The organism is Hyphomicrobium sp. B1, assembly GCF_049532635.1.
Lineage (GTDB): Bacteria > Pseudomonadota > Alphaproteobacteria > Rhizobiales > Hyphomicrobiaceae > Hyphomicrobium_B.
Genome location: NZ_CP134871.1, coordinates 847,490 through 865,747 on the forward strand (window position 1 = coordinate 847,490; position 18,258 = coordinate 865,747).

16 protein-coding genes, 1 tRNA gene and 1 pseudogene are annotated in these 18,258 nt (G+C 57.4%); 1 reads left to right on the plus strand and 17 read right to left on the minus strand.

Translation table 11 applies throughout. From position 1 onward, the window contains the following. Positions 1–16: 16 nt before the first annotated feature. The 6 genes and pseudogenes from RLW55_RS04100 to RLW55_RS04125 form a co-directional block, all read right to left on the minus strand. Positions 17–1,183 carry a hypothetical protein gene (locus RLW55_RS04100; protein ID WP_423415664.1) on the minus strand — a complete coding sequence of 389 codons (1,167 nt, stop codon included), beginning with the start codon at positions 1,181–1,183 and terminating at the stop codon, positions 17–19. A 573-nt stretch (positions 1,184–1,756) separates the two neighbouring features. Then, positions 1,757–2,776 (minus strand): DUF3631 domain-containing protein, encoded by a 1,020-nt coding sequence (locus RLW55_RS04105; RefSeq protein ID WP_423416376.1) that lies wholly within the window; start codon positions 2,774–2,776, stop codon positions 1,757–1,759. A gap of 600 nt (positions 2,777–3,376) precedes the next feature. Then, positions 3,377–3,943 (minus strand): annotated as a pseudogene (locus RLW55_RS04110) (DNA-primase RepB domain-containing protein); the annotation flags it as partial. Between the two features lie 669 nt (positions 3,944–4,612). Next, a complete protein-coding gene (locus tag RLW55_RS04115; RefSeq protein ID WP_423415665.1) occupies positions 4,613–4,876 on the minus strand; it encodes a helix-turn-helix transcriptional regulator in 264 nt (87 codons plus the stop codon). A gap of 248 nt (positions 4,877–5,124) precedes the next feature. Continuing rightward, positions 5,125–5,865: a hypothetical protein gene (locus tag RLW55_RS04120; RefSeq protein ID WP_423415666.1), complete on the minus strand. Its 741-nt coding sequence runs from the start codon at positions 5,863–5,865 to the stop codon at positions 5,125–5,127. Positions 5,866–5,868: 3 nt separating this feature from the next. Continuing rightward, positions 5,869–7,377 carry a site-specific integrase gene (locus RLW55_RS04125; protein ID WP_423415667.1) on the minus strand — a complete coding sequence of 503 codons (1,509 nt, stop codon included), beginning with the start codon at positions 7,375–7,377 and terminating at the stop codon, positions 5,869–5,871. 118 nt (positions 7,378–7,495) lie between these two features. Here RLW55_RS04125 and RLW55_RS04130 point away from each other — a divergent pair. Then, positions 7,496–7,572 (plus strand) — tRNA-OTHER (locus RLW55_RS04130). Positions 7,573–7,638: 66 nt separating this feature from the next. Here RLW55_RS04130 and RLW55_RS04135 read toward each other — a convergent pair. The 11 genes from RLW55_RS04135 to RLW55_RS04185 form a co-directional block, all read right to left on the minus strand. Then, positions 7,639–8,505, minus strand: a complete 867-nt coding sequence (locus tag RLW55_RS04135) for an urease accessory protein UreD (RefSeq protein WP_423415668.1) — start codon at positions 8,503–8,505, stop codon at positions 7,639–7,641. Next, positions 8,502–9,149 (minus strand): urease accessory protein UreG, encoded by a 648-nt coding sequence (gene ureG, locus RLW55_RS04140; RefSeq protein ID WP_423415669.1) that lies wholly within the window; start codon positions 9,147–9,149, stop codon positions 8,502–8,504. The genes RLW55_RS04135 and ureG overlap by 4 nt, the downstream gene beginning before the upstream one ends. A gap of 4 nt (positions 9,150–9,153) precedes the next feature. Further along, the gene (gene ureC / locus RLW55_RS04145; RefSeq protein WP_423415670.1) at positions 9,154–10,866 is read right to left on the minus strand and encodes an urease subunit alpha; all 1,713 of its coding nucleotides are present in this window, start codon (positions 10,864–10,866) and stop codon (positions 9,154–9,156) included. A 17-nt stretch (positions 10,867–10,883) separates the two neighbouring features. Further along, a complete protein-coding gene (locus RLW55_RS04150) occupies positions 10,884–11,582 on the minus strand; it encodes an urease subunit gamma (protein WP_423415671.1) in 699 nt (232 codons plus the stop codon). Between the two features lie 21 nt (positions 11,583–11,603). Further along, the gene (locus RLW55_RS04155; protein ID WP_423415672.1) at positions 11,604–12,281 is read right to left on the minus strand and encodes an urease accessory protein UreF; all 678 of its coding nucleotides are present in this window, start codon (positions 12,279–12,281) and stop codon (positions 11,604–11,606) included. Further along, complete coding sequence (ureE, locus tag RLW55_RS04160; RefSeq protein WP_423415673.1) at positions 12,278–12,730, minus strand: urease accessory protein UreE; 453 nt, start codon at positions 12,728–12,730, stop codon at positions 12,278–12,280. The genes RLW55_RS04155 and ureE overlap by 4 nt, the downstream gene beginning before the upstream one ends. Before the next feature lie 292 nt (positions 12,731–13,022). Beyond that, entirely contained in the window at positions 13,023–13,334 is a 312-nt protein-coding gene (locus RLW55_RS04165) for a hypothetical protein (RefSeq protein ID WP_423415674.1), read from the minus strand. 5 nt (positions 13,335–13,339) lie between these two features. Further along, the gene (locus RLW55_RS04170) at positions 13,340–14,038 is read right to left on the minus strand and encodes a tetratricopeptide repeat protein (protein WP_423415675.1); all 699 of its coding nucleotides are present in this window, start codon (positions 14,036–14,038) and stop codon (positions 13,340–13,342) included. Between the two features lie 5 nt (positions 14,039–14,043). After that, positions 14,044–15,138, minus strand: coding sequence for a ring-hydroxylating oxygenase subunit alpha (locus RLW55_RS04175; RefSeq protein ID WP_423415676.1), 1,095 nt, complete (start codon positions 15,136–15,138; stop codon positions 14,044–14,046). An 81-nt stretch (positions 15,139–15,219) separates the two neighbouring features. Beyond that, complete coding sequence (locus tag RLW55_RS04180; RefSeq protein ID WP_423415677.1) at positions 15,220–17,619, minus strand: N,N-dimethylformamidase beta subunit family domain-containing protein; 2,400 nt, start codon at positions 17,617–17,619, stop codon at positions 15,220–15,222. A 130-nt stretch (positions 17,620–17,749) separates the two neighbouring features. Next, positions 17,750–18,190 carry a N,N-dimethylformamidase, small subunit gene (locus tag RLW55_RS04185; protein WP_423415678.1) on the minus strand — a complete coding sequence of 147 codons (441 nt, stop codon included), beginning with the start codon at positions 18,188–18,190 and terminating at the stop codon, positions 17,750–17,752. Positions 18,191–18,258 lie beyond the last annotated feature (68 nt).

Below are 18,258 nucleotides of genomic sequence, written 5' to 3' on the forward strand. Positions count from 1 at the left end.
TGCGCAAGCATTGACGTCACATCAACCTAATCAGGGTTCCGCGACGGCCGGCAGTGAGCCTCACCGCACCGCTCTTTTCGAGACTACGGAGCTGCCGTTGCGCCGTGGTTTTCGAGACGCCAAGTACATTCGCCAGCGCTGAATGAGTTGCAGACACCTTGCCATTACGGGCGATTGCTTTCAGCTTTTCGAGCGACGTTACAGTTTCGCGAGCAGGCCTGCCGCGTTTGCGTTTCTGCGCGCTCACCGTCGACTGGGTTTCAACTTCGTGCGCTTCAACTCGATCGTCTAAATTCTCTTGATCTTGCTCGGGCTCCGTATCGGCAGGCGGCTCCTGCGCGCCATCTTCATTTCGCGGAACATTGTTGACAGCCGACGGAACGTCATCGGGTTTTGTGGACGCCACGTCCACACCTGAAGCGAGAAGTAAACCGAATATGCTTCCCACTTCGACTAGGAGCACGCCGGAAAGGCTTAGCCACAGCGACACCGTTTCCGAGGTGGGCGGTTCACCGATCAAGCGCCATACACTGACCACCGCATCCGTTGCCGGGTCCGCCACTTTCGGTGGGGGCAGTGCGTCAAGCTTAGCCTGTGCGGATCGCAGCTCGGTTTGAAGCTTTGCCTTTTCTTCGGCGATCGCACGCTCGGCGCGAAGCTCCGCAACTTTCGGGCACACGCGCTGTGTCACCGGCCCATTAATCTCACGGCAAGCGTCAACGAGTGGATCGACAAAAAGCGCCGCGATCTTTGCGTCAAGCTCGGCAACAGAACGTGAAGGGGCTAACTTGCGCAAAGCCGCTTCGGCGCTGTCGTATTGGCGTGCTGCCCGCTCATATGCTCCGCTTTGCGCTGCTCTGTTGCTGCTAGCGTCCGCCACGCTGCCGTGGCTATAGGAAAGCGCCGACGTGAGCGAGTAGCCCGCCGTCACCGAAAGAACAAACGCGCCGGCTATGGCTGGTCCAACATCGCGGCGAGCGATTGCCCAGACGATCAGAAGCGGCGATACGGCTTTGAGGACGTCAGAGGCGACGCTTGCCGCCGCCCATGTGATCTGTCCCGAAAGAAATTCCGACTTAGCAAGTCCGGCCTGCACATTCATCGCGATCGAAACACCGACCAGGGATAACGCAGCGGCGTAGGCTAGAAGGCGGGCGAGCGCCCGCGTATGATCTTCAGTCATGGTTGGCACCTTGTCCACAGGGTGTTGGCCTAGGCCTTCGGTGCTGTTCCTAGCAGCGCCGGGGGCCGTTTCATTTACGCCCACTCAATTCGAATATAGCACGCAATTCGATTTCAGTAATTGAGCCGAGAATTAGACGAATTGATTCCGCAACCACTGCTCAGAAATAATTATGGGAATATTCAAACAAATCGCATATATAATTTCTCGACGCTACCAACCGGGCCCCGCAGAGCTACCAAGGGCCTGGACCATTAGAGCGGTAGTTGAATAGTCGGAAATGCACCAATTTCCGCCTGTCCTTTTACCCAAAGCGCCCTGGCACCACACAGGGCGTTTTTTATTTTCCGAATTTCCCGGTCGAGTTTTTATATTTTCTAGTCCTAAAAATCTTTCCCCTTAGCGGCTTTCCGGGTTTAGAAGCGTCACCAGCGTCACTTTGCAGTAATATCAGAGACTTAGTGTCGTTCAGAAGCGTCACCAAAGCCCAACCGGTGACGCTTCCAAAATGGTGCTAACCTGTTGATTATAAAAGAAAGTGACGCTGGTGACGCTTCCAAACCCCCTAGCAGGCTAGAGAGGAAGATATCGGCGCCACGCATCTTCGAAATCCACCCTCGAATAATAGCGCTGCGAATTATTTCTCCGGGATTTAATTCCGAAGGGCTTTAATAATTTTGCGACCCATTTATCGGTGATGGATTTTCCGAACCGCCAATCCGCCCAGACACCGTCCGGTAATTCGCAGAGTGAAAAAAGAAGTGATACCGGTGTAAGGCGGTCCTGCCCCCCGTCGCTAAAAATGGTCCGAATATCCGTCAACAGTTGAACGCCGTCGGTCGGGTCGCGTTCGGCCTCCCTTTCGAAGCCTGATAGTGCTACGGCGGTTTCTCGGGCCCGAGCTGACCATTCGCCGCCTACCTCGTCGGCCACCGCCAGCAAGGCCCGCCAGTTATCGCACGCCCTGTCGTTCAAGCCCGCCGGGTCGACGGGATCGCGGGCGGCGAGACTTTCGAGGTGGTCGGAGGCCCACCGTGCGGCTTTGGAGCGAAGCACCTCAAATTCGCCGACGCGATCCTGTCTGAACTTTCCTACCGTTTCGTCGGGAGATTTTCTGCGAAGACGGACAGCAACGGCCCGGTCCTGCAATGTGTCCGGCAGCTCGCCGATTAGGGCAATAGCCTTAGGCGCCCAAGTGGAGAACGGCTTCGGGTCGTTGGTATCGTCGACACAACGAAGCGTGCGAGCTTGCTTGCGATTATGCCCGGAGTTCAGCACGCCTCTGAGGTCATCGTTATCCGGTAGAAACGTGTCAGCTTCGTCTATGAGCAACGTCGGTTGATATTTATCGATCGCACGAAACAACGCGGCCGATGTAATATTCGACGTCGCCAATGCCTTCGGCACCAGCTCCGCGACAATGCTCATGGCCGTGGTTTTGCCGCACCTTTTTTCCGGACTTTCAAACGCGAGCAGCGGTGAGATCATTGCGGCGTCGTGAGCGTGCGCGTGCATAATCCAAAGCGCAATCGCTTCCGGCGCTAGCTCCGGCAGAACGATGTGCCTCTGAATAATGGATAGCAACTCGGCCATAAGCGCTTGCCCTTCGACGGGTACAGGCCAAAGTTCTGTAGGCGGCAGAAAGTCAACGGTGGCCGATTGCGCTTCAAGTTCTTTTCGCTTTGCATTAACCGCCGTGTCGAGCGCCGCGACACCGACACCAAGTGTCTTCGCTGCTGCTTTGCGTTCTTTGGCGTATGCCAAGGCCGATAAATTCGCCAGCCGGTGTACCTCGGGCTCCAATTCTTCCGCACTCGCACCTGGCATATGTTCAAGCCGCGGCGTCCTCATCCCATGCTCAAGGCCCGACCGCATGGTTCGCCAAACGGCGTCTTCGCCCTCGGCAACAAGCCCATTATCCACGCACGCCGCAAACAATTCTGCCTCGACTTCCGATCGCGCAAGCCGATGCGGAATAAAGCCGCCTAGCTTGACCGCCGATTTGTTGAGCGCGTCGTTACGGCCACCGCGGCCAATACCTGCAAGGGTTTCGCATTCGAGTTTTAAGGCCTTGACGGCGTAGGCATCGTTCAACGGATCGCTAGTGGCGATATCGATAAGCACCGGGTTAGCTGATTGGGCTTGGGGCTTTGCGGATACCGGCGTTATTGGAGGGAACGCCGCGAGAATTTCGGCTCGGGCGTAACGTCTACCTGTTGCCTCTACGATGCGCGTGACAAATGGATCGCCTTTAGAGTGCAGAAATCCGGGCAAACGAAGCACGCGCGAAACATCTTTGGCGTTTGGATCAGAGCCATATACGACGTCCATAAGTTCTTCGACGCCGCGATGCTCGTCAGCGCCCAGACCGTCGACAAACCAATAGCGGTGCCGCTTACCGGGCGAGCTTTCAACAATGAGAGACGGGCGGCAATGGAACGCTAACGGGGCGCCGATATCGTCCTCATGCCACACAGCGCGAACGGCAGTGATGTTGCTTGCTTTCCGGCCTTTGCCGTCGGTCTTGTTGACCGTGACGAAGACACCGGCGCCTTGACGATTGAGTTGCGCTAAGGCTTCGAAATGTTGCGCCAGCGTGCCATGAAAAACGCGAGCTAGCGCCCCAGTGTTAGCGGACTTCCGATCGGCAAAGGTCTGAAAAGTGAAAGTCTCTGTGCTCGGGTCTAGCAGCGCAAGAAATCTATGCGTCTCTTTCAAATCCGGAGCGAGCACCGCTGTTGTACGGCTGGGGTGTGTCATAGCTTCCCCCCGGCATAGTTGCCAGCAACCACTTGAACGCCGCACGCTCCCCGATATCGCGCGGGCGCTCGCAAAGCACACCACAGCCAATATAAGTCATCGTCGCACAGCGAATTGATGATCGGAATATCTTCTGCACGAACAGTGAAAATCCGAGCGCTAAGACGATCGCAACGATGTGACAGCAAACCCGCGACCCAACCGGATGGCATGTTTTTTAGCCCAGCTGCGCACGCCACCCCGCTCGACGAGCCCCTTATCCGAAATAGCTTTGTGGGATTGGCTTCGAACCACTCTTTGTCCGAGATGGCCGCGGACCGATACGCCCCTAAGTCATCATCCCGAAACAGCGGCGGCCTAGGCGGCAACCGGTTCATATCTTGAGCCGCGCCGATAGACCCCAAAAAGCCACTAGCGATTGAAAGACAAAACTCCGTAAACCAATCGGAATAATGCCCTTCAGCCTCATCGGCCGAAAAGATCGTAGTGGTGTTTATAAATGTCGACATAAGCTGCACCTCTTTTATCCGGGAGGCGCAAAGGGATTTAATTTATACTCGCGCGAATTACCGCGCTGTGATACAAAACTTTATCGAATGTCCCGATGCACCATTTTAGAAACCCGTCTGTTTCGACCAGCCGGGTTTTTCTTTTGCGCAGGTCATAGAGCTAGGCCCGCCGCGAAATATCTTCCTCGCTGGTGCTTCCAAACTTCCTCGACTCAACCCAAGCGTTGATATCGGCTCGCGTGTAACGAACGCGTCGCCCAACGCGAGAGTAGCGAGGGCCGGTCCCACTGAGACGAAACCTCGCCATGGTGCGCGGACTAAGCCCGATGAGGGCGGCCGCCTGATCCGGAGTAAGGAAATGCTCTGCGGCAGGCAACGCGAATGCACCGGAATTAGGGCGTTGATTTAGCTTCGAAATAGGCATGATTTGGCTCCCAATTGCGCGAAAAATGTATGTATTGACATAATCGCGCCCTATCAGCGGGCCGCCATTCGGGTCAATAGTAGGCAAAAATAAATTATCGCGCTGAACCTATCGCCAATCCGCATTGCAATAGTGCCGCCACCAATCGATTTCGTGGATATGACGTCCACATATATGAGAACAAATCGAACCTAATGGCGCATTTCGTTGACGCCATATCAACGCCGACAACTCGCGTTGATTTCTCGTCACCGCTGCGGCGGGCGATAAGCGCGATATGCGGCATTTCGACTCTCATCTAGTTCGGTAGGCGGGGAGTTCGGCCAGGGCAGCCCCCAATTTGCGAGAAGCTTCGCAAGTCGAAGATCGCCGCACACGAGCTTGCCGGAAAGAGCCCAACAATATGCTTCCGTAAAACGGGCGAGCTTTTCACGCCTCCGCCGTCCGCGGATTTTGGCTAGATCAAAGCAATAGTGGAACGCATCGATAAGGCCGGCGACGAGGTTTTCTAGCCCCGGCCGAAATCGCCCCGCGCGATCTTTTGTTCGGGCCTCAACAAGATCGGCGATCATGATGAATTGCTGAAGCCCACGCAGCGCATTGCGAAAGGGAAGCTGGTCGCACTCGGAGTTTGCAGCAGACGCGTCGAGAAATATTCGAGAGTATCGATGGCAAGAGCGAGCGAATGCGTTTTCGGATTTATCTTCGGCAAGATCGAACAGCGCTAACAGGCGCTCAGCGGATGCACGAACGTCCCTTGCCCATTCGCCCTCTAAGCCTTCCGTAATCTGCGGTCGTTCGGCACTTTCAACCACAAAATCGCGAGCTAATTGCGTAAGCAGATCGGCAGCGCGCTCGCCGTGCTCCGCTGAAACAAACCGCATTCCCAGCTCGTCAGCAAGGGCACGCACATCCGCGATGTTAAAATAGTCGTCACGAATACGGCAATCAAATACTGGCGCGACGTCAACTTTGGGCTGCCGGCCCATGCGTTACGATTGCCGTCGGAGCTGAAATACTTCGGCGGTCGCGGAGCCGTTCAACGCGGCCTCGACACGGCCTGATACCTCATCAGCGGTCTTACGCAGTGGGTCGACGACCTTGCTGACGTATCGGCCCGTCATCGCCATAGTGCGGTGGCCTAGAATATCGCGCACCTTGAATGCATTGGCGCCTGTCTCCGCGGTAAATGTGCCGACTGTGTGCCGGAAATCGTGCGGACGGCCATCGAGCGCATCCAACCGCTCTTGATGCAGCTTGCGGAAATTATCGTAGGCCCTGCGGTCGACGGGTGCGGAGCCTTCCCCGAAGCAGACGTACTCGCCTGTCCGCTCTACGCAGGCCAAATAGGCAAAAGCCGCGTCGCTGAGTTCGATCACTTCGGCGGGCCCATTCCTGCTTACGACTTCGACGGTGGCCGCCTGCAAATTTATCGACGACCAACGCAGCGCTAAAACGGCATCTTGCTCTAACTCAGTGAGCCCGAGCAGCCGGAAAGCTCGGACGGCGCCGGGCAGGACGGCGCCTTTGTTTTCGAGCGATACGAGCGCCCAGCGCTGTTTAAGTTCGGACCAAAAGCGCCGGAAAGTTTTGAGGCTTAGAGGTTTTTCGGCGTCAACGCCGGGGCAAACAAAATCGCCATTGCGCTCTAACGATGAAAGGTAGACGAGCGCCGGCCCACCCAATGGAACGACGCGAGCACCAGCCTTAGCGTCCGGCAATCGAATGCAGCCCGCCTGAAAATCGATCCACGCCCAACGGACCCCGAGCACTTCCGAAAGGCGCATTCCTGTGAGCGCCAAAAGCCGAATAGCCGTGATGGCGCCGGGTTGATGTAGCCCCTCGCTTTCGATCTGCGACAACGCTTTGCCGATTTCGCTAAGTTCCTCGTCGGAATAGAAGCGCTCGCGCTGATGCTCCCGAAACATTTTGACGCCGAGCGCCGGATTGTCGTTGCGAAGTTCCCAATCCTTCCATGCCAGCGACAGCGCTTTGCGCAGGTACGCAAGGGCTCTGTTGCCTTCGTAGGGCCGTGCTTCGGCAAATGTGCCGTGCCAGTTCTTTATTTCCGCGCGCGTAAGCAAACTGATGCGAATATCGCCAAGCGCCGGTTTGATATTTTTTTCAACCTGTCGCTTCGCTTCCGCAGCCGTCGACGGTTTGTTATGGGCGGCAACGTGCTCGCTCAAATAGCGATCGAGCACAGCGGCGACGGTGGGCTCACGCTTTAGCCGGTCACGCTTCACGGCGGGATCATCGCCCGCGTGGATCGCTCCGAGGAGCCTGCGTGCCTCTTTTCTGGCGGTGTCCGGCGTCCATGGCGCGCCGTGCTTTCCGATCGTAATGAACCGCTGCTTGCGGTCGGCTCGATACTTAAGGACGTAAATGACGTCGCGAAGCTGGCGCCGGGCGCCGAACCCCCGCACCTCTTTATCCCAAACGACAGAGCCCTTTTCGAGCTTGTCGACCACCGCTTTGGTGATGAGTTTTCCCGCCGACATGGTTTGCGTCCCCGCCCTAGTAGCTACCTGATAGCAACCACTAGCAACCATACCAGCGAGTCATTGTGTCGTCTACTGACAGTTAAAAATGCATGTGATACCAGCGTCTTGTCATCTCGTGTCCGTTCAAGTCTTTTGGCGCTAAACAGACTACGAATCTGGGGGTCAGAGGTTCGAATCCTTTCGGGCGCGCCACTCCTGAACAAAGTCCGCCTACTACTTGCGGCGTTGATCTACTATCCCTTCTCGAACTGGCGTACGTCACTTTCGCCGCGCAGCGGGATCACTCCCGAGAGCGGAGCGAACACCAATCGAAAATAGTTGATCGGCGATTTTTCGAGCGGCAACCGCATCGTGAGCGAGACAGCGGATGCCCCATCCGACATTGTTGGGCAACTCGCTTACTCCGACTGCCGCATGTTCTATGGCTGCCGCCCAGCGCTGAAGAGCGTCCTTCGAGGGCAAGCGCTCCGGATGTCCCAAGAACATGAAGTTTGATGCAAAACGCCACTGGCCCATCGGAGAATGGGGCGACGCCAATTCCTCACCACGAATGCGTTGAGCATCGCGAACCAGCAATCTTCTGTTGCCGTCCCAGATACTCAAATTTGACACATAGGCATCGAACGGATCCAAAGTGGCCTTCGGATCGTGCTGCGTGAACGCATCCGTCAGCATAACAACTGCCTGCGGTGACAAAATCACATTCAATATGTTGATGCAGGACGCTCCCGGAAAAAGGATAAACGGGTCGGGGGTGAGAGCCAGAAAGCCGTTGTCTTCCACGACAACGTCAACCCTCTGTTTGGCGGGCTGTCCTTGACAGTCATGGATGATCGTTGCCGCCTGTGTCGTGATATGCGCTGCGGCGCCGCGCCTGACCATAATACGACTTTCAAGCTCTTCGGCGCGATAAAGACCGCCGGAAGACGACTGCTGATAGACGGTCATCAGCTGTGGAATGAGCGGATCGAGTGCAAATGGCCGTGCGAGATGAAACGGATACGAAACGAATTGGCGGCTTATCGATGTGCGACCACCGTGGCGGATAAACTCAAGATCGAACCTTCCAGATAGCGGCAGACCATCTGTCGCCCCGCGGCGCAGCGTTGGCCATCCGATATTCATCGCAACAGTACTTCTGAGAAAATGCGGTCGACGATCGGTTCAATTCCATCCTCTTTCCTACAATTGGTGAGAATCGGCGCACGGCCCCAGCGAGCCGCAGTCGCTTCGTGTTCCATGCGCGCGAGATCGACACCGACGTATGGCGCGAGATCGATCTTGTTGATGATCAACAAATCGGACTTCAGCACGCCCGGCCCGTTTTTGCGTGGGATGTCGTCACCTCCGGCGACGTCGATGACAAAGATCCACCAATCGACGAGATCGAGGGAGAATGTCGATGCAAGATTATCGCCGCCACTTTCGATCAGAATGAGTTCGACATCGGGAAACTTGGCTTCTAGTTCGTCAGCCGCGGCGATGTTGAGTGTCGGATCTTCGCGGATCACCGTATGTGGACATGCTCCCGCTTCCACCGCCGCGACGCGTGCGGGATCGATAAGGCCAGAACGACGAATCCGGTTGGCGTCCTCAGCCGTGACGAGATCGTTGGTCACGATGGCGAGAGAAATGCCACGTTTGGCGAATGCCGGAATAAGCCGCTCGATGAGAGCAGTCTTTCCCGATCCGACCGGACCGCCGATGCCAACACGCGCGGCACCCGCGCGAGACATCTGAACAGCGGTAAATGAGTGGCTAGCATCCATGACATCACCTCAACATATAGCGCTGCGCTAGAGGCAATTCATGCGCCGGCTCACACGTCGCCAACTTGCCGTCGACAAAAACTTCAAACGTCTGCGGATCAACACGGATATCGGGGCACGCATCGTTGCGCACCATATCCTTCTTTGAGAGGTCTCGCGTTCCACGGGACGCAAGCAATGGCTTCTGCAAATCGAGCCTCTCGGCGATGCCGTCGTCGATCGCCAATGGGTTGACGAAGCATGCCGACAAAGCCTTGCTTGCGCGCCCGAATGCGCCCCATTGCGGCCGCAGCATGCGCGGCTCGCAGGTCATCAGAGAGGCCGCGCTGTCGCCCATGGTGCCCCACGCGATGAATCCGCCTTTGATGATGAGCTCAGGCTTAATACCGAAAAATGCCGGATGCCAGACGACGATGTCGGCCATCTTGCGATCTTCCAGCGAGCCTATGTGCTCCGCGATTCCAAACGTGCGGGCCGCGTTGATCGTATATTTGGCGATGTACCGCTTGATGCGCTCGTTGTCTCCGAAACGTGTCTGTTCTTCGGGCAAGCGGCCACGCTGCCGCTTCATTTTGTCGGCGAGCTGCCACGTCCGGCAAATGACCTCGTTGATACGCCCCATGCCCTGACTGTCAGAGCCGAGCATCGAAATGGCGCCAATGTCGTGCAGAATATCTTCGGCAGCTATCGTCTGCGCACGAATCCGGCTTTCGGCGAAAGCCACATCCTCCGGAATTGCCGGATTGAGGTGATGGCACACCATCGTCATATCGAGATGTTCGTCGAACGTATTCACCGTGTACGGGTTCGTCGGATTGGTCGACGAGGGCAGACACCAGGGAACGCCCGCAACCTGAATGATGTCCGGAGCATGGCCTCCTCCTGCGCCTTCGGTATGGTACATATGGATCGTGCGTCCGCCGATGGCCGCCAACGTGTTTTCGAGATAGCCGGACTCGTTGAGCGTGTCGGTGTGTATCTGGACCGGGAAATCCAACTCATCGGCAACGCGCAAGCACGTGTCGATAGCGGCAGGCATGCTGCCCCAGTCTTCGTGCAACTTCAGGCCGAGGCATCCCGTCTCGATCTGCTCGACGAGAGACGCGGGTTTGTGCGAATTACCACGTCCAAGAAAGCCGAAATTGATCGGCCAGTGCTCGGCTGCCTGCAGCATTTTTCCGACGTTAAATGGACCGCCGCAGTCGATACCAACGGTGATCGGCCCCAACGAACCGCCGAGCATCGTGGTGATACCGGACGCAATTGCATGCTCACACAGCTGTGCGCTATCGAAGTGAACATGGACGTCGATAGCGCCTGCGGTCGCGATCAGTCCTTCACAATCGCGGACGGTCGTTGCGGCCGACACGACAAGCCGCGGATCGACACCGTCCATGATGTCGGGATTTCCCGCCTTCCCGATTCCGACGATCCTACCGTCTTTGATGCCGAGATCGCCTTTCACGATACCGAGCACGGCATCGATCACGGTGACGTTGCATAAGAGGAAGTCGAGAGCGCCTTCGCGACTCGTCACGCCGGCCGCGAGACCAATGCCGTCTCGCAGGGTTTTTCCGCCGCCGTGCAGACATTCGTCGCCGTAGACGGCGTGGTCTTTTTCGATGACCGCGATTAACGAGGTATCACCGAGCCTCACTCCATCACCAAGTGTGGGACCGTACATGGCGGCATAGTCGCGGCGCGATAAAGTTGCCAACGGATGTCTCCTTATTCTCAGCTGCCGCGGAACTTCAGATCGCGCGCACGCGCTATCGCCTCCGCTTTCGCTGCGGGATCGTTGGCGAGGCCGTCAGAAAGTCCATTAAGTCCGGAAAGCTTCTGGTTGCCGCCGAACTCCGTGAGCGAGACGATCTTGTCCTGTCCCGGTTCGAAGCGCACTGCAGTTCCGGCGGCGATATCGAGGTGCATTCCGAATGACGCGGCCCGATCGAACTCCAGAGCGCTGTTGGACTCAAAAAAATGATAGTGAGAGCCGATCTGAATGGGCCGATCGCCTGTATTCACCACCTGCAACGTGATCTTGCGACGTCCGGCATTGAGTTCGACATCGCCTTCTTCAGCAATAATAGCCCCAGGCTCGTGATCGTCCTGCGTGGCAGTGTCGGCGGTGGGACGGAGCGGCTCATGAATGGTGACGAGCTTGGTGCCGTCACGAAACGTTGCCTCAACCTGCAGCATCGGCAACATTGCCGGAACACCCGCCATGACTTGGCTTTGCGTCAGCACCCGTGAACCGAGCGACATCATTTCCGCAACGCTCCGCCCCTCGCGCGCGCCTTCAAGAATTTCGTCAGATATGAGTGCCACGGCTTCCGGATAGTTGAGCAACAGCCCCTTTGCGAGACGCTTTCGCGCAAGCTCTGCCGCCGTAAAGATGGTGAGCCGTTCAAGTTCGGTCGGCGTCAGGTACATCTGCGTGCAGGTTCCTCGAATTCAGTTGGAGAACAGTCTCTGACCGCTGGTGCCGTGCATCGCGACCGCAATTTCCGAAAGTGGAATGAAGGATTGCAGCGGCTGCCCGGTCGCAACCGGATCGTCAGCCAACGCAGCAACCCGGTCCAGCGAACGTTCCAGCACAACCTGAGCTTCAATTGCTCCAACGAGCCCAAGTCGGATTGCGGCAGTCGTCAGTGACGTAGCGGCCTGATAACCGCTCATAAGAATGACTGTCGATTCATCTATGCCCAAAGAGCGCCATAACAGACTCTGGACGACCGGGAGATGTCCGTAGGCCAGAGACGACCTGACCATCTCCCGGTAACGCGAGGCCTCCGACCTGCCGATACGTGCGTGCGACGTCAGCAGACCGATGCCATTGCGGCGCGATCCTGCCCGCAACAAATCATTGCATGTCGACGCTTCGACTTCTGAGTCGACTTCGGCAAGTGCGCTCAAATCACCTCCGCACCGATAGGCTCGCACGAGCGCGACGCGATCGGCTCCTGCCCAGCGGTGGTTGATCTGAACAGTGACTGAGGTTTCCAGATCGAATGGCCCCAGCAAATCCTGCAGCTGCGACGCGGCTTCCAACCCTTGCGAAAATGCAAAACCGCCGGAAGGAAATTGACTGTCGACGTGCTGAAACGCGCGAAGCAGCAAGCCTGTCGTCATTCGGTGACCTCAGAGACCGAAGCTCCTCCCGCTTTGACTATATGCTCGATGCGCGCGAGATAAGATGCGATCGGCCCATCCAACGCCACCATGATATCGCTGGCCCCGAAGCGAACGCGCCAGTGGAGATTTCCGGCGTGATAACCCAGTTCTACGGCATCGCGAAGCGAGCGTGGCGACAGCCGCATCCAGCGTTGCTCTCCGGCGCGAACGACAATAGCTCTCTTGTCGTCGACGTGAAGAACCGCGCCATCGAATAATTTCTCGTCACGCGGTAGCGCAATTGCGATCTCCTCGCCACCTTCCGTCCGCGCGCGCAACCGATGCCGGTCGAGATCGAGCGTCGACAGCTCGACGATATCGATTGATCCTCGATGTGAGAGATCGTGCAATTTCTCACGCAAATACGGATCGGAACGATCACCAACCACACGATCTATGCGAAGCATCTGCGTAGCCCCTTCATTTCTGGTCGCGATCGAGCCGCTCTAAAAGGGCGGCTGCAGCCTTCGTGGACTTTTCATTTCTGTTTCTGAAGAAGCGATTGGCGAATACATTCTTCGAGCGGGCCAATCGCCCTTTCGATATCTGATGACGATATTCCTTGGCGTCGCGCATCTTTTAGACACCTGTCTGCCAGCGCCGGAACGTCATCCAGTCCGCCGATACGGTTGACTACGTTCCATCGCAGCCAATCGGTCAGAAACTTTGTTATTCTCACCGACATGGGCTTTCCAAACTCTAGATTGCTTTCGCGCGCTCTCCGGCGTCGGCCAGCTTCTTAAAAAGGAATATGTTCGCCCCCTGCGTTTCACCTTCACAGATGCGAACGTTAAGCTGCTCTGTCAGATAGCGAAAAACGATCCTCGCCGCGGCGGGCGAAAGCGCGGGCTTCCAGAGCCAGATGTCTCTCTCGCGGTCGACACGCTCACGCTCGAACATCGCGAGCTGCGCGTCGGCTGCGCATCCGACCTGCCATTCGTCGGGACGGCCCCCAAATTCCTTAATGTAGCTCAGAAATTCAAATTTGATTTGTTGCGGGCTGAAGACCATGGCGCTCATCCCAATCGAGGTTGCAAGCGGGCGTGGCGCGAGATCTCGCTCGTGCGCGACCGCCACGCCTCGACCAACGCAAGACCCTGGCGCTTTTCCTCTGTCGACATTTGGCCGACGAGCGCTTCAAGCGAGTTCAACGCCGTTCCAACGCCATGTTGTGCTGCCAGCGAGAGCCATACATAGGCTTCGACGCGATCTTTCGTTACGCCAACGCCGTTCGCATAAAAAAATCCGAGGCGAGCCTGAGAGGGATAGTGGCCCGCCTCGGCCGCCGCCCGATACCATTTGGCGGCGAGCGCATGATCGGCAGGTATGCTCTCGCCCTTCGAATACAGCGTAGCCAAGTTGTACTGTGCGAAAATATCGCCTTTTTCGGCGGCCTTGGTCAGCCAGCGCACACCCTCCGCCTCGTCACGCGCCGTTCCCTGTCCCATCGCAAGCATCGCACCGAGATTTGTCTGAGCAAGAACGTTACCCGCCTCGGCGCTTTCGCGATAATATTCGACGGCTGTCGGAAGAGATGCCGTAACGCCTTCACCGTTTACGTACATCGCCGCGATCCACGCCTTCGCGTCGGGGTTTCCTTGCTCGGCGAGATCCATGAACAACGCGAACGCTTCCTGATAATCTTCCTTCTCATAGGCAGCTACGGCACTTGCGAGCGGAGAGCCATCGTCGATCTCAAACTTCATCGAGAGCATGTCGGTCAACCTCGTGCGTATTGGAATATTGGTTGCGGGATTGCCTGCATGGGTGCACGCGTGGCTCGCCAAGCAAGCATCCTCTGCATCCAAAGCCCCTGCAGGTTTTGCTGCACCGGGAGGGTCGCGCCGATCGTTTCAGGACGATAATTCGTCCCCCAACGCACGATATTCTTATGATCTTCACACGCCTTTACGGCGCGCCGTTCGATCTCCGCAGTCCAGAAGGCTGAATTGCCCTCTTCGACAGCGCCGTACATGAAATACCGGCAAATCGTTTGCCCAAGCGCCGACGGCTGCAAAACGACGGCGCATGTCCCATTCCCGGCGCGCATCAGCACGAGATTTGGAAAGAGCCAAGCCACGAGAGCAGCTTTCCCACCGGCGGTGGCTCGTACAAGCAGCCATTCGCCGTCCAGGTTCTCCGACAACACCTCGCCCGCCGCGAGGTGCTGCCCCAGAATCTTCCAGTTCGCCGGAAATTCAAGTGTGCCAGAGGCCACGCATTGCGTGTCACCACGAAAGAAGCCACCGGCTTCCGCAATTTCCGCAAACACCAAATTTGCGGCGGCAGGACTGACGTCGAGATTGACGAAGATAAGCGGCCCGAGACGCGCAGTGTGGGCCGTCAACAAGCGCTCCGGTTGCGAGCCGAGATACTGCTCCATTTCCGGCGCGCCTTCACCGAGATCGCCCGCCGGAATGGCCCCGCGATCGCGACTATAGCCGCAGGATGTGAATGAGCATTTTGTTTTCTTGCCGGTTTGACACTGGAGCGGAATAGCGCGGCATCCCCCATGCTGCGCCTTGTTGAATCGCGCTTTCAACTCCTGTCCTACGCGTTGGACATGAATTCCGTGTATCCCAACGGTAAAAGGCAAAAGATCGCCTTCGCGGGGAATCTCATCTTCCGTCCCGATGCAAATCCAATCGCGCGTCCAAATCATCTCGTCTTCCAACAGACTGTAGCGAAATGAGCGGAAGACGACGGGCGGCAGTACGCGGGCTTCACCGAAACGCCCGAGCGCATCAGCATAAAATGATTCACTCGAAAGTTCCTGGCCTTCATCGCGGAAGCCGAGGTCGGGACGATAAAGCATCCGAGCTGACCCTCATTTCGTCGCAGAGAGAGAGAAACCGGTGCCCACGGACGAGCCGTGGGCACCGTCGTCGCCTTGTCTTCAGCTTTGAGAGACAAGGGCCGGGGTCTCGTAATCCGCGCGACCGCGATGCTTGATCGCGTTGGCCGGCGGAGGCGGCAGCGGTCCATCCTGCATGAAGCGGTTCAGAACATTCCCGACGAGCGTCGAGACATTGTTCTTGCCGTTGTTCCAGGGCAGCGAGCCGCAGAACGCGATCGATGAGAACGCAAAACATGCGCCGCCATTTGGCGTCTCATGGAAGGCGATGTCGCCGCGAACACGCGGATGCGTCGTGCCATCAAGACCCTGTTGGTTAAAGCCGAAGTCTTCCATGACGAGCAGGTAGGCCTCTGTATGGCGTCCCGCCGATGTCGCGACTGCAAGCGTGTGCGGAGGCGAGCCGAGCGTAACGTCAACGATATCAAGTTCGAGACCGGCGCAGCCGCCGCCGACGAGACCGAAATTACCGATCGGCTCTTCGTATGAGATGCCTTCGAATGCCCACGCAACGCGCGGATCGAGACTGTCTGGTGTACGGCTGTAGTAGGTCGAAACGTCGAAGCCTTCGTTCGTCATGCCGACGCCGGCGACCGAATAGAGCGAACGGCCGCGGAAGCGCCACATGCCGCCAAGCTCGCCCGTACCCTGGTGATAGTACTCGCCGGGTTCGGCACGCCAGGTACGGATGCCGGATTCGCAGCGCCGCATTTCGGTGATGACACCGCGGCCAACCGAGTTGTAGGCCGGGTGGTATGAGTGCACCCAGTACCACGCGTCGGCGCCCATATACATGAGACGACCGCCACGCTGCGTATAGTTATGCAGCGCATCGAGCTGGGTGCCCGAGTTGTGCTCCGGATGGGAGCCTGTGATGATGACATTGTAGTTCTCAAGGCGAGCGAGCCCGTCGTACGTCACATCTTCGTCAGTGATAACGTCGTATTCATAGCCCATCGTCTCCAGCCAATAGATGAGATGAAGATCGGCGGGATACTGCCACGGCGCTTGCGCGAGGAAGTGATCGTATTTCGGCCGGATCGACAGAATCGGGCGCAGACGGGACGACAGACAGATGCCCGAACCATCGGTGTGCGTATCGTAGATCGACCCGCCGTACTCGCGATGCTCGGCCAGGAACATGTTCTGATGCTGCATGATCGGAACGCGGTAGACGAACAGTTCCGCGCCGCCGGCGTTACAGGCGACGTGCTCGTTCGCATACGCCATGTAGCTGATCGTCGGTACCATGACGGCGATCTTCGACTGCTCCTTGCCGATCTTTGGAACCACCCAGAAGGGAATGTAATCTTCGTCGCCTTCGGTCGTCGTAACCTTCAGGGCGTAGAAGCGGCTCTTGATACCGTCCGCCGGAACGTCCCATTCGACATCTGCTTCCCAGCGCGCGTTATCGACATCGTCATCGTGGAAGTGAATCGCACCGTATTCTTTCTTTGCATACTTCCAATCGAAGTTCTGGCCGCACCAGTTGTAGCCCGTTAGAGCGCGCGTCGGACAGTTCACAAGCTGCGCATCGAAGCGATAGGGGCCATTGTCCTTGGCGACGATCGTGTCGATGCCATCCCAGAAGTCCCAGGCCGCCACGATCACTTCCGACAGCGCTCCGGTCGGGCCGGAGTTACGCCGTTCGGTGAGGCCCGGCTGCGCGCCGCCCTTCATCTGCTCGATCTCGAAGCGGCTGAGTGCCTTGTTGCAGATGCGCGGGCTGTCGATCTTGCCGTTGTATTTGCCGTTAAACCAGACGCCGATGGGCCGCGACGATTTCGCTAACGGGTCGTCATTAATCTTCTCGACGTAGGCAGCCAGCGCAACAGGCGCAGACGTGTGTGCGATGGTTGTGTCAACCGTCGTCTTGACCGGCTCAATCACCGGATCGAGTGCGTAAACAATCTGCGGCTCGTGATAGAGCACGACTTCGCCGGTCTTAGCGTCAAAGCTTGCGGCGACGAAGTGCCAGGCATGATCGCGGATCGGCACGCCCGTCGTGATCTTGTGCTCGTTGATGCGAAGCTCGACGCAGCCCTCCTCATTGATGAAGAGGCCATAGCCCTTGCCGTCCATCCACTTCGTGACGAGACCCTGCGCGCCGTGTTTCCAGTAGCGCGGATGTGTTTTCGGCGTCGTCGGCCAGATCCAGCATTGCAGTGTGAAGCTCTCGACGTGAAACTGCGGAGCGTCCTCGACGTAGCCGTAGGAACCGCCGTGAATAATCTGCTTGCGGCCCTTGTATACGCCGGCGGCCGCCGACTCGATGGGCTTCTCCATAAAGCCCGGCCCGCGCGGGTTCGTATCGCCATGAATCATCTGGACGACCTCGGCTTTGAATTCCGACGGGCCGTCGCAATTGACGTAGAACTTAATCTTATCACCAGGATGCACGCCGAACTTGTCAGCATATCCCGTCAGCCTCATGGCACACATAATCATTCTCCAGTTTTGACGCTCCCTGCCCAAGGCTCCGCCATTCACGTCCTCGACCGAAGACGCGGCAGGGATAAATTTTATTTGCGCAGAAAGGGCCCAGCGCCTCTCTGCCTTCAACGCTGTCGGATCAGGTCACCGGCCAGTTGTCGTCGCGGTGCTTCCATCCTTCCTCAAAGTTCTCCGGATTGCCGGCTGTTTCCGGCAGTTCGTCCAGGCGCATGAGGAAGATGTCGTGCTGGATTTCCTGCTCGTCGCCGTAGACCTTGTCGTTGACGAACACGGGCGGCACGCCGCGAATGCCCGAGAGACGCCCGATGCGCCATTCCTTATCGACCTTGGTGCAGATGACGATAAGCTTGCCTTTCGGCGACTCACCGCGCATGCGCAGCAGAACGCGGCGAAGCACAGGATGCTCATGAACGCCGCCAGTGACGACTGTCGTGTCGCCGGGCGTTTCGCACTTCAGAACAGAAAATCCTGCGACGCCTTTCATGGACTCGACGCATTCCTTGTGCAGGCGGATCAATTCCTCCCGCTCGGGCGTGCCCTTCTTTGGAATTGAGATCATGCGGTCTCCGTAAGTTGGTGTTTCGCTTGTCTTCGATCGTAGGCGCCGTTCCGGTCTGTGCGGAAGGG